The organism is Streptomyces sp. NPDC058008, assembly GCF_042886395.1.
In the GTDB taxonomy this organism is placed as follows: Bacteria; Actinomycetota; Actinomycetes; order Streptomycetales; family Streptomycetaceae; genus Streptomyces.
On record NZ_JBHVQX010000015.1, the window covers coordinates 59,438 to 75,536 of the forward strand.

Genomic DNA, 16,099 nt, shown 5'->3' on the forward strand with positions numbered 1-16,099 from the left:
ATGCAGTTCGGACGCACCTTTGAGGAGTTCGAGGTCGGTGCTGTCTACAAGCACTGGCCGGGGAAAACGGTCACGGAATACGACGACCACCTGTTCTGCCTGCTGACCATGAATCACCACCCCCTGCACCTGGACAGCAATTACGCCGGGAGCACGACGGATTTCGGGAAGAACGTCGTCGTCGGCAACTACGTCTACTCACTGCTGCTGGGCATGTCGGTTCCCGACGTCTCCGGCAAGGCGATCGCCAATCTGGAGGTGGAGTCGCTGAAACACGTCGCGCCCACCTTTCACGGCGACACGGTCTACGGCGAGACGACCGTGCTCGGCAAGACCCCGTCGAGGTCGAAGAACGACCGCGGCATCGTCCACGTCGAGACGAGGGGGCACAAGCAGGACGGGACGCTGGTCTGCGTGTTCCGCCGCAAGGTGATGGTCCCCACCGAGGCGTACGTCCGGGCGCGCGGCGGGGAGCAGCCGGGCCGGCCCGAGACCGTTCAGCCGCCGGACAGGAACGCGGAGAAGCAGGAGAAGCAGCCATGAGCCGACTCGCCCGGACCGCAGGTCTGACGGACGTCCAGCAGGAAATCCTCTCCACGGTCAGGGATTTCGTCGACAAGGAGATCATTCCTGTCGCCACCCGGCTGGAACACGACGACGCGTATCCGACGGACATCGTCGAAGGACTCAAGGAACTCGGCCTGTTCGGGCTGATGATCCCGGAGGAGTACGGCGGCCTCGGCGAGTCACTCCTCACGTACGCGCTGTGCGTCGAGGAGATCGCCCGGGGATGGATGAGCGTCTCCGGCATCATCAACACGCACTTCATCGTGGCGTACATGCTCAAGCAGCACGGCACACAGGAGCAGAAGGACACGTTCCTGCCGCGGATGGCGCTGGGCGAGGTGCGAGGCGCGTTCTCGATGTCCGAGCCGGCGCTGGGCTCGGACGTCTCGGCGATCTCGTCCAGGGGCGTCAGGGACGGCGACGAGTACGTCCTCGACGGCCAGAAGATGTGGCTGACGAACGGCGGGACGTCCACCCTGGTGGCCGTTCTGTGCCGGAGTGACGAAGGACACCCCGAGGGGACCGCTCCGCACAGGTCGATGACGACCTTCCTGGTGGAGAAGGAGGCGGGCTTCGGCGAGGTCCGCCCCGGCCTCACCATCCCGGGGAAGATCGACAAGATGGGCTACAAGGGGGTCGACACGACCGAGCTCATCATGGACGGACTACGCATTCCGGCCAATCGTGTCCTGGGAGGCGTCACCGGCCGAGGTTTTTACCAAATGATGGACGGTGTCGAGGTCGGGCGGGTGAATGTCGCCGCGCGTGGCTGCGGCGTCGCACAACGTGCGTTCGAACTGGGCATCTCCTACGCCCAGCAGCGTGAGACCTTCGGAAAACCGATCGCCCAGCACCAGGCGATCCAGTTCAAACTGGCCGAAATGGCCACCAAGGTCGAAGCCGCCCATGCCATGATGGTGAATGCAGCGCGCAAAAAGGACTCCGGGGAGCGGAACGACCTGGAGGCAGGGATGGCGAAGTACCTCGCCTCCGAGTACTGCAAGGAAGTCGTCGAGGACGCCTTCCGTATCCACGGCGGTTACGGCTTCTCCAAGGAGTACGAGATCGAGCGCCTCTACCGCGAGGCCCCGATGCTGCTGATCGGTGAAGGTACCGCCGAGATCCAGAAAATGATCATCGGTCGCCGGCTGCTCGAGGAGTACCGGTTCCAGGGCTGAAACGTCCCTTTCGAGGTGATTTGGTGGCGAAGAACATCACACCCGGTCAACCCCGTCCGGAGCCTTTCAGCTGTCCGACTCGGCTTCTGGCTTGCCCAGTTGCCGCTCGCACCCGATAGCATCGCGGGAAAGCCGCCGTCCCCCCGTTGCCAGCGCGGCATCATCCGCTACGAAGGTCATCCATGCCCGACAGCCAAATCCCTGCAACGCGCGGCGGGGTCCGCCTCGCCCGCGGAGCATCGCCGTGGCTCCTCCCGACCGTCGCCACCGCGGCACTCAGCCTCGCCCGGGCCCGCAAGTCCGGACGCTGGGCCGCCGTGGCCGTGCCCACCACCGCGCTCGCGGCGGGCATGCTGTGGTTCTTCCGTGACCCCGAGCGCGAGATCACCCAGGGCCGCGTCATCTCGCCCGCCGACGGCGTGGTGCAGAGCATCATGCCGTGGAAGGACGGGCGCACCCGCGTCGCGATCTTCATGAGCCCGCTGAACGTGCACGTGAACCGGGCGCCCCTGTCCGGCACGGTGACCTCGGTCGAGCACGTCCCGGGCGGGTTCGTCCCGGCGTTCAACAAGGAGAGCGAGAACAACGAGCGCGTTGTCTGGCACTTCGACACCGAGCTCGGCGACATCGAGATGGTGCAGATCGCGGGAGCGGTCGCCCGTCGGATCGTCCCCTACATCCCGCAGGGCACGAAGGTGGAGCAGGGCGAACGCATCGGTCTGATCCGCTTCGGCTCGCGCGTGGACATCTACCTTCCGGAAGGTGTCGATGTCGCGGTCGAGGTCGGCCAGGCCACGACCGCGGGGGTGACTCGAATTGACCGTGATTGATCCAGACACTCAGGCGAGCTGGGTTCCGGAGGCCGAGGAGCAGGACGACGCCGAGGACATGCCGCTCTCGATGCGGCTGTCGATAGCGGACACCCTCACTCTCGGTAACGCCACCTGTGGCTTCATGGCGGTGTACTTCACCACCACGGGGATCCTCATCCCGCACCTCACCGGCAGTGACGAGTCGGGCATGGCCCGGCACTCCGCTGCCACCGCGGTGATCCTCATGCTCCTGGCGGCCGTGTTCGACCTCTTCGACGGGCTCGTGGCGCGCAAGCTGCGCTCCTCGCCGATGGGCGCCGAGCTGGACAACCTCTCGGACCTGATCAGCTTCGGCCTCGCACCGGCGTACTTCGTCCTGGTGTACGGCATGGTCGCGGACGACGCACACCAGAGGGTGTCGGCGCTCGCGGCGATCGTGGTGCTGCTGGCGGTGGTGCTCAGACTCGCGCGCTTCTCGTGCGTGACGCTGAAGGACGGCATGTTCCAGGGCATGCCCAGCCCCTTCGGAGCGCTCACGGTCGTCTCGATCGTGCTCCTGGAGCTGCCCTTCGTGCCGACGCTCCTCGCGATCATCGGAGTGGCGTGGCTGATGGTCAGCCGGGTCGAGTACCCGAAGCCGCGGGGTGTCCTCGCGGTGGCGATGCTCAGCTGGATCGTGGCCGCGATGGGGCTCCTCGCCGCCTGGGCGTTCGACGCGCCCGGCGGACAGCTGCTCCTGCAGACCGGCTGCGCGCTGCAGGTCGTCCTGGGGGCGGTGATCCCGCTCTTCGCCACGGCGCGGCGGGTGAACACCTTCCGTGACAACCGGCGGGAGGCGCGGGCGGCCCAGCTCCCGTAGCCACGCGGAACGCGACTCCACGAGGGCCCGGATGCTCCCCGGCATCCGGGCCCTCGCGCGTCCGGGGCTCCCACGTCCGGGGCCCTCATGCGTCCGGGTCCCGCCGTCAGGGGCGCCGGGCGCGGCACACCGGGTGCGGACCCGTCGTGACCGCGCTCCGGGGGGCGGGCGGCGCCCGTACGTCCGGCGGTGTGCCTCAGCGGGTGCGGTGCCACCCCTCACGGGGGACGCTGGTAGGCGTGCGGGACCATGCCGGCGCCTCTGTCGCCACCACCGGTTCGGGCACGGAGCTGCTGGACAGTGCCGTGGCCCACCTCGTACGCGAGACCGGGGCGTCCGCGGTGATGCTGTACCTGCTGGAGCCGGGCGGCGGAACGCTCCACCTGGCCGTGCTCACCGGGGTGCCCGGCCAGTTCGCCACCCCGTGGACCCGGGTCCCGCTGTCCGCCCCGATACCGGTGGCCGACTCCGTGCGCCTGCGGTGCCTGATCTGGCTCGGCAGCCAGGAGGAGATGGCCCGCCGCTACCCGCGCCCGGCGCTCGTGCTCCCGTACCAGTTCGCGCTGGCCGCCGCCCCCATCCACGCCGGTGGCACCACCCGCGGCGGGCTGACCCTCCTGTGGCCCGGGTCCCACCCCCCGGAGCTGTCTCCCGAGGAGCGTGACGCCGTCGGCCGGGGCTGCCACGGCATCGGCGTACTCCTCCAGCAGGCCGAGGGCGGCGGCTATCCGGTCCTGCCCGGCATCGTGCCGCGGGTGCTGCCTCCGCCGGAGCCGGCCGCACCCGGTGCGGCCGAGGCCACGGCCGTCGCGGAGTTCGTGCGGCGGCTGCCCGGCGGGAGCTGCTCGCTGACGATCGACGGGAGGATCACCTACCTCAACGACGCGGCCGTCGCCCTCCTGGGAACGCGGGCCGAGGACGTCCTGGGCACGCTTCCCTGGGAGTCGCTCCCCTGGCTGGACGACCCCGCCGTCGAGGACCACTACCGGGCTGCCGTCATCAGCCGTCAGCAGACGTCCTTCACCGTGCTGCGCCCACCGGACCGATGGCTGTGCTTCCACCTTTTCCCGAACGCCACGGGCATCAGCGTCCGGATCGTGCCCACCGCGCGGCCCGGCCCCAGCGACGTCCCCGCGCCCTCGCTGCCCACCGCCGAAGCGGTACCGAACCGGGCCACCGCGCTGTACCACCTGATGCACCTGGCGGCGACCCTCACCGAGGCGGTCGGCACCCGGGACGTGATCGAGCTGTGCGCCGACCAGCTGATGCCCGCCTTCCGCGTGCAGACGCTCGTCGTGATGACGTCGGCGGAGGGCCGGCTGCGGGTCGAGGGCACCCGGGGCAGCCATCCCGCCCTCATGCGGCGCTTCGACGGCGCCCCCCTGACCTCGCCCACCCCGGCGGCGCACGTGCTGATGACGGGCGTGCCCGACTTCTTCCCCACCTTCACCGCGCTGGAGCGCGCCTACCCCGCGGCGGACCTCCGCGACGCCGTGGCCGCCTGCGCCTTCTTCCCGCTGATCGTCTCGGGGCGTCCGGTCGGCTCCCTGGTCCTCGCCTACGACCGGCCGCACGTCTTCGAACCCGAGGAGCGCGCCCTGCTCACCTCGATAGCGGGGCTGCTCGCCCAGGCACTGGACCGCGCCCGCCTCTACGACACCAAGGACCGGCTCGCGCACAGCCTTCAGGCGCACCTGCTGCCCCAGACCCTCCCCGCGATCGACGGCCTGGACGTGGCGGCCCGGTACCTTCCCTCGACCCGGGGCATGGGTGTCGGCGGAGACTTCTACGACCTGATCCGGCTGGACGGCACCACCGCCGCCGCCGCCATCGGCGACGTACAGGGCCACAACGAGAACGCCGCCGCGCTCATGGGGCAGGTCCGCACCGCCGTGCACGCCTCGGCGGGGGCTCCGCCCGACGAGGTCCTGGCCCGCACGAACCGGCTGCTCACCGACCTCGATTCCGGACTCTTCACCAGCTGTGTCTACGTCCATCTCGACCTCGCCGGGCACAGCGCCCGCATGGCCACCGCCGGTCATCCCCCGCCGCTGCTGAGGCAGCCGGACGGACAGACCGAGGTGCTCGGTCTGCCGCCCGGCCTCCTGCTCGGCATCGACCCGGCGTCCCGCTACCCGACGGCGGAGGTCCCGCTGCCGCCGGGTGCGGCGCTCGCCCTGTTCACGGACGGCCTCGTGGAGGCGCCGGGCGTCGCCTTCGACGACGCAACCGCCGATCTGGCCGCGCACTTCGCCCTCGCACTCGACCAGGACATGGAGTCCGTCGCCGACATGCTCGTGCGGTACGCGAAGCGGGCCACCCCGGGCACGGACGACATCGCGCTGCTGCTGCTCAACGCCGCCCGCCGTACAGATCACCCAGGCTGATGCCGGTGGTGCTGCCCGGGCCGCCGAGCCTGACCTCGTGGTCGAGGCTCACGAACTTCCCGCCGGACTGCCACAGGGCGGGCTTCAGCACGGCGTACTTGGCCTCGTCCCAGGTCGCCCAGTCGTAGCCCAGCAGGCCGCCGGTGTCACCGGAGTTCGGGTTGAGGCACCAGAACGTCTGGTGGATGCCGTTCTCCACGATGAGGTCGCGCAGGGCGGTCATCCACTTCTGGTTCGGGCCGTTGTCGAGGTGGCCTCCCCACTCGCCGATGAACAGCGGGGCGGTGCCGTTCTTGTGCAGGTAGAGCCAGTTGGGGTCCCAGACGTCCCGCTCCAGGGTGGTCCGGTTCCACTCGCCCTGGAACCAGGGCTGCTGGTACACGAGGGGGCCGTAGTCGTGCGGGGAGTAGACCAGCTGGTCCTGCTGGGAGCCGAGGTCGACCGGGTGGTCCTTCGCCCCGCGCAGGTTTCCGCCCCACCACATGCCGTGGTAGTCGGCCGCCGAGGTGGAGGTCCAGCTCACGCCGTCCTTCGGGTAGACCTCGATGCCCTCGCACATGACCAGCACCCGGGGGTTGACCGCCAGGATGCGCCTGCCGGCGGTCTGGCAGGCGTACTTGAAGTTGTCCTGGTCGGTGGAGCCGTCCCACTTGGCCCGGGGGCTGTCGGACGGCGTGCCGTGCGGTTCGTTCTTGACGTCCATCGCGACGAGCGTGTCGTCGTCCTTGTAGCGCGCGGTCACCCACTCCCAGGCGGAGTAGAACTGCTCGGTGGTGACGGACCCCTTCCACCACACGGGGTGCACATGGCCGGAGTTGTCGGCCTCGGCGCTGTGGACGTCCAGCATCACCTTGATGCCGTACTTCTCCGCGACCCCGAGGAAGGCGTCGAAGACCTGGAGGGTCGTTCGGTCCTTGAGCTCGGGGTTGGCCCAGGTGTTGACGGCGCTGGACGTCGTGGCCTGGCCGTTCTTCCACTCGAGCAGCAGCTGGGTGGAGATCGGGACGCGGAGGATGTTGATGCCGCGCTCCGCCATCTGCCGGGTGATCGTGTCCAGATTGGCCGTCCAGAGCCCGTGGAAGACGCGTTCGGTGGTGTTGAAGCCGAACCAGTTGGCTCCGGTCAGCCAGACCCGGTGGCCCTGTTCGTCGACGATGCGGTTGCCCTCGGTGTGCAGCCAGTCCGTCCCGGTCCCGGCCGCCGCCGGTGCAGCCGGGGCCGGCTGCGCGGCGACCGGGCCGGACAGTGTCATCAGCAGAGCGGTCACGGCCGCGCCGAGCGCCGTACCCCACGGCTTCCTCGTCCATGGCTTCATCCGTCGCCGCCTTTCGCGGGAGTGGGCGGGAAGCGCCTATGGGAGCGCTCCCATTCCGTTGTTCACATGAAGCCAGTGCGACGGAACGACTGTCAATGCACATGACAAGACTTCACGTCCTGAAGGTGCGCTCCGGTCACACCCATGCAGTATTCCCGTCTTGAGTCGTTTATTTGAGTGATGCAGACGAAATCTTGCGCATGACCGTGGACTTCTTTACTCCGGTGCTCCTAGCCTGTGGGGCGTCCGAAGAGCCCTTCGAGCCGCAAGGACGACCCACACGTGACCCCACCACCCCCTGGACCACGTCTCCTCAGACGCTCCCTCTCCGCCTCGCTCTCCCTCGCCCTCGTCGCCGCGGGCGCCGCGGCGACGGTCGTACTGGCCGGCGCTCCCCCCGCCCAGGCCGCCGCGGTCCCCGCGCCCTCACCCGTCGGGATATCCGGCCGGGGCGCCACCGTGCCCTTCAAGGAACAGGAAGCCGAGTACGCCGCCACCAACGGCTCCCTGATCGGCCCCGACCGCCTCTACGGCTCCCTGCCGTCCGAGGCCTCGGGCCGCCAGGCCGTCACGCTCGACGCCGCCGGCGAGTACGTCGAGTTCACGCTCACCGCCCCCGCCAACGCGATGACCTTCCGCTACTCGCTGCCCGACAACGCGGCCGGGACGGGCCGGGACGCCTCCCTGGACCTGCGGATCAACGGCTCCTCGCTCAAGAGCGTGCCGGTGACCTCGAAGTACGGCTGGTTCTACGGGGGTTACCCCTTCAACAACAACCCGGGCGACACCAACCCGCACCACTTCTACGACGAGACCCGGACCATGTTCGGGTCCACCCTGGCCGCCGGTACGAAGGTGCGGCTCCAGGTGACCTCCACGGCCGCGTCACCGTCGTTCACCATCGACCTGGCGGACTTCGAGCAGGTCGGCGCGCCGGTCGGCAAGCCGGCCGGGGCGCTGGACGTGGTGGGCGACTTCGGGGCCGACCCGACGGGCGCCTCCGACTCCACCGCGAAGATCCAGGCCGCGGTGGACGCCGGCCGCACCCAGGGCAAGGAGGTGTACATCCCGCAGGGCACGTTCAAGGTCCAGGACCACATCGTGGTGGACAAGGTGACCCTGCGCGGTGCGGGCCCCTGGTACAGCGTGCTGACCGGGCGTCATCCCACGGACCGCGCCAAGGCGGTCGGTGTCTACGGGAAGTACGCGGCGCAGGGCGGCAGCAGCAACGTGACCCTCAAGGACTTCGCCATCATCGGCGACATCCGCGAGCGGGTGGACGACGACCAGGTCAACGCCATCGGCGGGGCCATGTCCAACTCGGTCGTCGACAACGTCTGGATGCAGCACACCAAGTGCGGCGCCTGGATGGACGGCCCGATGGACAACTTCACCATCAGGAACAGCCGGATCCTGGACCAGACCGCCGACGGGGTGAACTTCCACTACGGCGTCACGAACTCCACGGTGACCAACACCTTCGTCCGCAACACCGGTGACGACGGTCTGGCGATGTGGGCGGAGAACGTCCCGAACGTGAAGAACAAGTTCACGTTCAACACGGTGATCCTGCCGATCCTCGCCAACAACATCGTCACGTACGGCGGCAAGGACATCACGATCTCCGACAACGTCATGTCGGACACGATCACCAACGGCGGCGGCCTGCACATCGCCAACCGCTACCCGGGGGTCAACTCCGGTCAGGGCACGGCTGTTTCGGGTACGCACACGGCAGCCCGCAACACCCTGATCCGGACCGGGAACAACGACTTCAACTGGCGCTTCGGCGTCGGCGCGATCTGGTTCAGCGGTCTCAACGAACCGATCTCCAACGCCACGATCAACATCACCGACAGCGAGATCCTGGACAGCTCCTACGCCGCGATCCACCTGATCGAGGGCGCGAGCAACGGGCTGCACTTCGACAACATCAAGATCGACGGGGCCGGTACGTACGCGCTGCAGATCCAGGCTCCGGGCACCGCCTCGTTCAACAAGGTCGTCGCCACGCACATCGCCCAGTCCAACCCGATCCACAACTGCGTCGGCAGCGGCTTCCAGATCACCCAGGGCACCGGCAACTCGGGCTGGTACGCCAACCCGCCCGCCTGCACGGGTGTCTGGCCCGCGCCCGTGTGGACCAACGGCGGAGTGCCCGGGAGCGGCGGGCCCACGAACCCGACCGATCCCACGGACCCGACCGACCCCACCGACCCGCCCGAGGAGACGGGCAACCTCGCTCAGGGACGCCCGGTCACCGAGTCCGGTCACGCCGACGTGTACGGCGCGGCCAACGCGGTCGACGGCAACGCCAACAGCTACTGGGAGAGCGTCAACAACGCCTTCCCGCAGTCCGTCACGGTCGACCTCGGTGCCGCGAAGGCCGTCAAGCGGCTGGTGCTGAAGCTTCCCCCGTCCGCCGCGTGGGCGACCCGCACGCAGACGATCGGGGTCACCGGCAGCACCGACAACTCCTCCTACGGCTCGCTCAAGGCGCCGGCCGGCTACACGTTCGCCCCGTCGAGCGGTAACACCGCGACGGTGACGCTCACCGGGACTCCGGTCCGCTACCTGCGGCTGACGTTCACCGCGAACAGCGGCTGGCCGGCGGGCCAGTTGTCCGAAGTGGAGGCCTACACCAGCTGAGGGCACGGGGGACGGGCCCGGCCGGTGGCCGGGCCCGTCGCCGTGCGGGAAGGTCAGGGCTGGGGCGAGAAGGACTCGGCGGCCGGGGCCACTTCGGCCGGGCGGACCACCTTGAGGCCGCCGGGGGTCTTCGCGTCCGGCTTCATGACGACGGTCTGCCGGGTGGACGGCGCGGCCGGGTCGGTGAAGTCGTGCGAGATCCCGAAGTCGGCGCCGAAGTCCTTGATGGTGAGCAGGGCCTTGTCGACGCCCTCGCGGGTCAGGTCCTTCGACTCGCAGGCCTTCCTCAGCGCCTCGCCGAAGACGGATGCCGCGTTGTACCCGGCGATGACGCCGTTGTCGAGGCCGTCCTTGGGGTACTGGGCCGCGTACGCCTTGGCGAGCTTGGCCGGGCCCTCGCCCGCGTCGCCGATGGGCAGGGTCGAGGCACCGACGTAGTAGTCCTTCTGCAGGGCGGCACCGGCTTGGGTGGCCAGCAGCTGGGGGGCGTACGCCGAGTTGTTGCCGACGACCGGGACGTCGAAGCCGGTGGCCGCGGCGACCCCGACCAGGGAGGCCGCCTGGCGCGGTCCCGCGCTGATGACGACGGCCTTCACCCCGGCCTGCTTGAGCGCGGAGACCTGGGCGGTCATGTCGTTGTCGGTCGGCTTGATCTTCTGCTCGACGACGGTGAGGCCCGCCTCCCGGGCCGCGTGCCTGGAGCCGGCCAGGGCGTTCTCGCCGTAGTCGCCCTCGAAGTAGACATGACCGATCTTGTCGCCCTTGGCGATGCGCTTCCCGTCGAGGAGGAAGTCGATCAGGTTGATCGTCTCGACGTCGTACGTGGCGCCGATGACGCGGACGTACTGGGATCCGACGAGGTTGGCCGACCAGGCCTGGGGCAGGACGATGCCCTTGTCCTGGCCGTCGATGCGCGACTCGACGGCGGACACGAACGGGGAGCCGATGAACTGGGTGAAGCCCAGGACGTCCGGTTCGAGCTCGGTGTAGGCACCGATGGCCTTCTGCGGGTCGTACCCGTGGTCGCGGACGGTCAGTTCGATCTGCCGGTCGCAGATTCCGCCCGCGGCGTTGGTCTCCTTCACCCAGAGCTGCTGGGCCTGGGTGACGCTCTTGCCGAGCGAGGCGTACACCCCCGTCATGTCGGTCAGGGCGCCGAGGGTGATCTTCGACCCGGTGACGCCCTGCCCGGTCTTCACCCCGCCCGGGTCGGCCGCGCCGTCGTCCGACGGCTTGGCCTTCCCGCTGCAGCCCGCGAGGGTGAGGCTGAGGGTGAGAGCCGCCACAACGGCTCCGACAACACGTGGCTTCATTTCTTCTTCTCCCCTGGAGTCTTCGAACGCGCGATGCCGCCGGGCAGGAACAGGACGACCAGGACGACCGCGGCGCCGTACAGGTAGCGGGACGCCTCGCCCGGTGCGATGCCGCCCGTACCGGGGGCGGACACCAGGGGCAGGGAGTCGCTGTAGTGGGTGAGCAGCTGCGGGAGGAGCGACACGAACGCGGCGCCGACGACGGCTCCCGCGACGCTGCCGAGCCCGCCGATGACGATCATGGCGAGGTATTCGAGGGACAGGATCATGCCGAAGTACTCGGGCACGGTCCGCTGGAAGACCAGCGCGAGCAGGACGCCCGCGAGGCCCGCGTACATCGAGGACAGGACGAAGACGCCGGCCCGGTACCTGGCCACCGGCACCCCCATCACGCCGGCGGCGATCCGGTGGTCGCGGATGGCGTTGAGCGCCCGGCCCGGCCTGCCTCGGAGCACCCCGCGGGCGAAGAGCGCGCCGGCCGCGAGGGCCGCCAGCGCGAGGTACCAGAGCTTCTCGGACGACTGGAAGGGCACCGCGGCGACGACGACCTCGGCGTCGTCGAAGGTGAACCCGAACAGGGAGAGGGGCGGTACCGGGCGGCCGTTGAAACCGCCGGTCAGCGAACCGGCGTTGAACAGGAGGTGCTGGCCGATGAAGATCAGCGCGAGGGTGGCGATGCCGAGGTAGGCGCCGCTCAGCCGGCCCGCGATGGGGCTGAAGAGCCCGCCCGCGGCACCCGCGAGGAGTACGGCGAGGACGGCCGCGAGCCAGGTGGGCAGGCCGAGGCCGGTGAGGGTGTGGCCGTTCTCCGTACTGCTCTCCCCCGCCAGGACGCAGTAGCCGTACGCGCCCACCGCCAGGAAGAAGGCGTGCCCCATGGAGAGCTGGCCGGTGGACCCGGTGAGGAGGTTGAGCCCGATCGCCCCGATCGCGGCGGCCATCGCGAAGAGTCCGGCCTGGAGCCAGAAGCGGTCCAGGTAGAACGGGAACAGCAGGAGCAGGACCGATCCGGCGAGCCAGAGGTAGGGGGCGGGCCGGCGCGGCAGCCGGTCGGCCGGCGCCCTGGCGGGGACGTCCTTGGTGGTGGCTTCAGACACGGGACAGCTCCTTCGTACCGAAGAGGCCCGCCGGCCGGACGAGCAGGACGACCACCATCACGAGGTACGGCGCGAGATCACCGATGCCGCGTCCGAGGAAGGAGAGGTCGCTCTGGTAGCCCGTGGCGAGTGACTCGGTGACTCCGACGACGAGCCCTCCGACGAGTGCGCCGGTCGTGGAGTCGAGGCCGCCGAGGATCGCGGCGGGGAACGCCTTGAGCGCGGCGAGCGAGGTGGCCCGTTCCAGGCCCGGGGTCGGGAACACGGTCAGGAAGAGCGCGGCGACGGCGGCGAGTGCTCCGGCGACCGCCCAGGCGGAGAGGGAGACCCGGCCGAGCCGGATGCCCATCAGCGCGGCGGTCTGCGGGTTCTCGGCCGCGGCCCGCATGGAGACGCCCCAGGAGGTGAAGCGGAAGGCGAGCAGGAACACCGTGATGAGCAGCCCCGCGACGAGGAACGCCGCGATGCGCGTCTCGGCGAGGGTGACGCCCCCGACGGTGACGACGCCGTCGCCCCAGGGGTCGCCGAGCGACATCACGTCCGTCCCCATGCGGCGGGTGAGTTCGGTGGTGAGGAGGATGTCGACGCCGATGGTGACGATGGCCAGGACGCTCTGGTCGCTCCCCCGGTAGCGGCGCATCACGAGGAACTCGACCGCCGCGCCGACGACGGCCGCGCCCGCGATCCCGACGCCGAGCGCCGGCCAGAAGCCGATGTCGTCGTGGAGCACCGCGGTGACGTATCCGCCCGCCAGGAGCAGTGAGGCGTGGGCGAAGTTGACGACCTCGGTCGCCTTGAAGATGACGACGAAGCCCAGGGCGATCAGCGCGTAGACCGACCCGATGGACAGCCCGCCGAGGAGGAGTTCGATGAAGGTGGTCATTCCTGTGCCCCCAGGTAGGCCTGCACGACGGCCGGGTCGTCCTGCACCTCGGCGGGCGTGCCACCCGCGATCCTGCGTCCGAAGTCGAGTACGGTCACGGCGTCCGCGAGCCGCATCACCACCCCCATGTCGTGTTCGACCATGACGATCGAGATGCCGAGGCTGTCGCGCACACCGGCGACGACGGCCGCGGTCCGGCGGCGCTCGTCGGCGGTCATGCCCGCGATGGGTTCGTCCAGGAGCAGGACCTCGGGCTCCATGCACAGGGCGCGGCCGAGTTCGACGAGCTTCTGCTTGCCGTACGGGAGGGCGGCGGCGGGGAAGTCGATCTCTCCGTCCAGGCCGATGAACTCGGCTATCTCCCGCACCCGTTCGAGATGCCCGCGGGCCTCGCGGGTCGCGGAGGGGAGCCTGAGCCCGGAGGCCACGAAGCCGGCGCGGGTGAGCCGGTGCCGGCCGAGCATGAGGCTCTCGGCGACGGTGGCGTGCGGGGGCAGGGCCAGGTTCTGGAAGGTACGGGCCACGCCGAGTCCGGCGATGCGGTGCGGAGGGAGCCCGGTGAGTTCGGTGTCACCGAGGCGCACGCTGCCCGAGGTGGCGCGGTAGACGCCGGAGAGCACGTTGAAGGTGGTGGACTTGCCCGCGCCGTTGGGTCCGATGACGGCGTGCACACTGCCCGGCTCGACGGTGAAGGACACCGCGTCGAGTGCGGTGAGCCCGGCGAAGCGCACGGTCACGTCGCGCACGGCGAGGGGGGCGGGTGCGGCCGTCACGCCGACCACCTGCCCAGGGTGCGGGTGAGGGGCCGCGCCTGCGCGGCGTCCTCGGCGGCGGTCTCGTCGACGACGCCGAGGTAGCGGCGGCGGACCTCGTCGGACGCGGCCAGATCGGCGGCGGGGCCTTCGAGGGCGACCTCGCCGACGTCCAGGACGTACGCCGTGGAGGCGAGCCGCAGCGCGATGGCCGCGTTCTGCTCGACGAGCATGACGGAGGTGCCGCCCGCGTTGATCTCCTGGACGGTCTCGGCGATCCTGGCCGCCATCAGGGGGGCGAGGCCGAGGGACGGCTCGTCCAGCAGCAGCAGGCGGGGTCCGGCCATCAGGGCCCGGCCCATCGCCAGCATCTGCTGCTCCCCGCCGGACAGCAGTCCGGCCCGCTGGTGCGCGCGTTGGGCGAGCACGGGGAACAGCTCGTGCACCCGGTCCAGGGCGGCGGCTGCCGCCTTCCGGCCGCCGCGGGCCCCGAGTGCGCCCGCCCGCAGATTGTCCGCCACCGTCATCCGGGCGAACACCTGTCGCCCTTCCGGTACCTGGACCACTCCCTCCGCCACCACCTGGGCGGGGCGGAGCCCGTCCAGCGGGCGGCCGTCGAAGCGGATGGTGCCGGTGCCCGTGCCGCGGTGGAAGCCGAGGGTCCGCGACACGGCCCGCAGCAGCGTGGTCTTGCCGGCGCCGTTGCCGCCGAGCACGGCGGTGATCGCGCCGGCCGGCACGTCGACGGAGACGTCGCGCAGTGCCCGTACAGGGCCGTAGCCCACGGACAGTCCGCGGATCTCGAGCGTTGCCATGCGTCCTCCTCCTTCCGACTGGTCGTCGTGGTGCCACAGACCAGCAGCGGGCACGGCGCGCGTCCACGGCCCCGGGCGCAATCGCTGCGGGTGACCAGTCTTCGAAGGGCCCGGTTGTGCGCGTGCACAGAGGGAGGTGACGGGCCGTCGCTCCCGGGGCGGCCGGTGGCATCCTCACCACCCATGGGCGGCTCGGCTGCGGGACGGAGCGAAGACATGCGGCGGCGCGGTGACGAGCGGGGCCGGGCACTGCTCGACGCCCTGCTGGAGGGCCGCTCGGAGCCGGGCCTCGCGGCGCGCGCGGCGGGTGCCCTGGACCTTCCGGAGCGGGGGCGCTACGCGGTGGCGGTGCTCCGCCAGGTGCGGGGCGGGCGGCCGGGCGTGGTGAGGGAGGAGGACGGGCTGCGGTTCGTCCGGCGCGGACGGGCGGGCCGCGAGATCGTCGTCGTCGCCCTGGGTGACCGGGATCCGGCGGCCCTCGCCGCACTGCTGGGGCGGTGGTTCCCGGGCCCCGGGGGGATCGGCCCGGTGGCCGACGGCCTGGCGGGGCTGGGGGCCGCGCGCCGGCTGGCCGAGGTGGCGCTGCTGACCTGCCCGCCGGGCACCACGGAGATCGTACGGCTGGAGGACCGGTTGCCGACGGCGCTGGTGGTCGGTCAGCCGGAGCTGTCCGCCCGGCTGCTCGCGGACGTCTTCGGCCCGCTGCTGTCGCTGGACCCGGCGGACCGGGCGCTGCTGGTACGGACGCTGGAGGCGTGGCTGGAGTGCGGGGGATCGGCGGGGAAGGCGGCGGGGCGGCTGTACTGCCACCGCAACACGGTGCTCAACCGCCTGCGGCGGCTGGAGCGGCTGACGTCGCGGTCGCTGTCACGGCCCCGTGAACTGATCGAGATGGTACTGGCGCTGGACGCGTTCAGGCTGACGGCCCCGCACCCCTGAGGGGTGCGGCGAGGGGTCCGACGCACGTCGCGGAGCCGGGCCCCTCGGCGGCCGACGGCCCGGTGTGGGTCACGGGCGGGGTCCGACGGAGGAGCGGCCGACGTACGTCGCGGAGATGGGCCCCTCGGCGGCTGACGGCCCGGTGTGCGCCACGGGCCGGGTCCGACGGAGGAGCGGCCGACGTACGTCGCGGAGTCGGGCCCGGCGGAGAAGCGGCCGACGTGTGCCACGGGTCGGGTCCGATGGAGTCGCGGCCGCTGTGTGTGCCGACGTGCGCCACGGGTCGGGCCCGACGGAGAAGCGGCCGACGTACGTCGCGGGTCGGGTCCGGCGGTGGGGCGGGCGCACCGCGAACCGGCGGGCGTACGCGCCGCGGTCGGGGTCCGTACCCCTCGGGGAGGGAGTCCGGCGCGCCCGGCCGTGGGGGGGGGGCCCGGGGGGGCCCCCCCCCCCCCGGGGGGGAGGGCCCGGTGTGGGGGGGGGGGGGGCGGGGCCCGCCGGGCCCACCGCGGGGGATTTAAAAAAAAAAAGCA

Annotated in this window: 13 protein-coding genes; 7 read left to right on the plus strand and 6 right to left on the minus strand. The window is 70.8% G+C overall.

The window, feature by feature from the left end; translation table 11 throughout:
• The 5 genes from ACFVS9_RS16940 to ACFVS9_RS16960 all read left to right on the plus strand — a co-directional run bounded on the left by ACFVS9_RS16940 (window position 1) and on the right by ACFVS9_RS16960 (window position 5,803).
• Window positions 1-543: a MaoC family dehydratase gene (locus ACFVS9_RS16940; RefSeq protein ID WP_389933027.1), complete on the plus strand. Its 543-nt coding sequence runs from the start codon at window positions 1-3 to the stop codon at window positions 541-543.
• On the plus strand, window positions 540-1,745 hold the full coding sequence (locus tag ACFVS9_RS16945) for an acyl-CoA dehydrogenase family protein (protein ID WP_383116444.1): 1,206 nt from the start codon (window positions 540-542) through the stop codon (window positions 1,743-1,745). Before ACFVS9_RS16940 ends, ACFVS9_RS16945 begins: the two co-directional genes overlap by 4 nt.
• Before the next feature lie 182 nt (window positions 1,746-1,927).
• Window positions 1,928-2,575 carry a phosphatidylserine decarboxylase gene (locus tag ACFVS9_RS16950; protein ID WP_145810505.1) on the plus strand — a complete coding sequence of 216 codons (648 nt, stop codon included), beginning with the start codon at window positions 1,928-1,930 and terminating at the stop codon, window positions 2,573-2,575.
• Window positions 2,562-3,416, plus strand: coding sequence for a CDP-diacylglycerol--serine O-phosphatidyltransferase (gene pssA / locus ACFVS9_RS16955; RefSeq protein ID WP_383116445.1), 855 nt, complete (start codon window positions 2,562-2,564; stop codon window positions 3,414-3,416). Before ACFVS9_RS16950 ends, pssA begins: the two co-directional genes overlap by 14 nt.
• Before the next feature lie 239 nt (window positions 3,417-3,655).
• Window positions 3,656-5,803: a SpoIIE family protein phosphatase gene (locus tag ACFVS9_RS16960; protein ID WP_383116446.1), complete on the plus strand. Its 2,148-nt coding sequence runs from the start codon at window positions 3,656-3,658 to the stop codon at window positions 5,801-5,803.
• On the opposite strand, the gene ACFVS9_RS16965 is transcribed toward ACFVS9_RS16960, so the two are convergent.
• Window positions 5,769-7,118, minus strand: a complete 1,350-nt coding sequence (locus tag ACFVS9_RS16965; protein ID WP_383116447.1) for a glycoside hydrolase family 5 protein — start codon at window positions 7,116-7,118, stop codon at window positions 5,769-5,771. The genes ACFVS9_RS16960 and ACFVS9_RS16965 overlap by 35 nt on opposite strands.
• Before the next feature lie 282 nt (window positions 7,119-7,400).
• Here ACFVS9_RS16965 and ACFVS9_RS16970 point away from each other — a divergent pair, with 282 nt between their 5' ends.
• A complete protein-coding gene (locus ACFVS9_RS16970; protein WP_389933032.1) occupies window positions 7,401-9,767 on the plus strand; it encodes a discoidin domain-containing protein in 2,367 nt (788 codons plus the stop codon).
• A gap of 53 nt (window positions 9,768-9,820) precedes the next feature.
• On the opposite strand, the gene ACFVS9_RS16975 is transcribed toward ACFVS9_RS16970, so the two are convergent.
• Genes ACFVS9_RS16975 through ACFVS9_RS16995 form a run of 5 tightly spaced genes read right to left on the minus strand, consistent with a single transcriptional unit; the run spans window position 9,821 to window position 14,627 of the window.
• Window positions 9,821-11,080, minus strand: a complete 1,260-nt coding sequence (locus ACFVS9_RS16975; protein ID WP_389933034.1) for an ABC transporter substrate-binding protein — start codon at window positions 11,078-11,080, stop codon at window positions 9,821-9,823.
• On the minus strand, window positions 11,077-12,177 hold the full coding sequence (locus tag ACFVS9_RS16980) for a branched-chain amino acid ABC transporter permease (protein WP_389933037.1): 1,101 nt from the start codon (window positions 12,175-12,177) through the stop codon (window positions 11,077-11,079). Before ACFVS9_RS16980 ends, ACFVS9_RS16975 begins: the two co-directional genes overlap by 4 nt.
• Window positions 12,170-13,060, minus strand: a complete 891-nt coding sequence (locus ACFVS9_RS16985) for a branched-chain amino acid ABC transporter permease (protein WP_383116451.1) — start codon at window positions 13,058-13,060, stop codon at window positions 12,170-12,172. Before ACFVS9_RS16985 ends, ACFVS9_RS16980 begins: the two co-directional genes overlap by 8 nt.
• Window positions 13,057-13,842 carry an ABC transporter ATP-binding protein gene (locus ACFVS9_RS16990; protein ID WP_389933040.1) on the minus strand — a complete coding sequence of 262 codons (786 nt, stop codon included), beginning with the start codon at window positions 13,840-13,842 and terminating at the stop codon, window positions 13,057-13,059. Before ACFVS9_RS16990 ends, ACFVS9_RS16985 begins: the two co-directional genes overlap by 4 nt.
• Complete coding sequence (locus ACFVS9_RS16995) at window positions 13,830-14,627, minus strand: ABC transporter ATP-binding protein (protein ID WP_383116453.1); 798 nt, start codon at window positions 14,625-14,627, stop codon at window positions 13,830-13,832. Before ACFVS9_RS16995 ends, ACFVS9_RS16990 begins: the two co-directional genes overlap by 13 nt.
• Window positions 14,628-14,843: 216 nt before the next feature.
• Here ACFVS9_RS16995 and ACFVS9_RS17000 point away from each other — a divergent pair, with 216 nt between their 5' ends.
• Window positions 14,844-15,566: a helix-turn-helix domain-containing protein gene (locus ACFVS9_RS17000; RefSeq protein ID WP_383116454.1), complete on the plus strand. Its 723-nt coding sequence runs from the start codon at window positions 14,844-14,846 to the stop codon at window positions 15,564-15,566.
• Window positions 15,567-16,099: the final 533 nt, after the last annotated feature.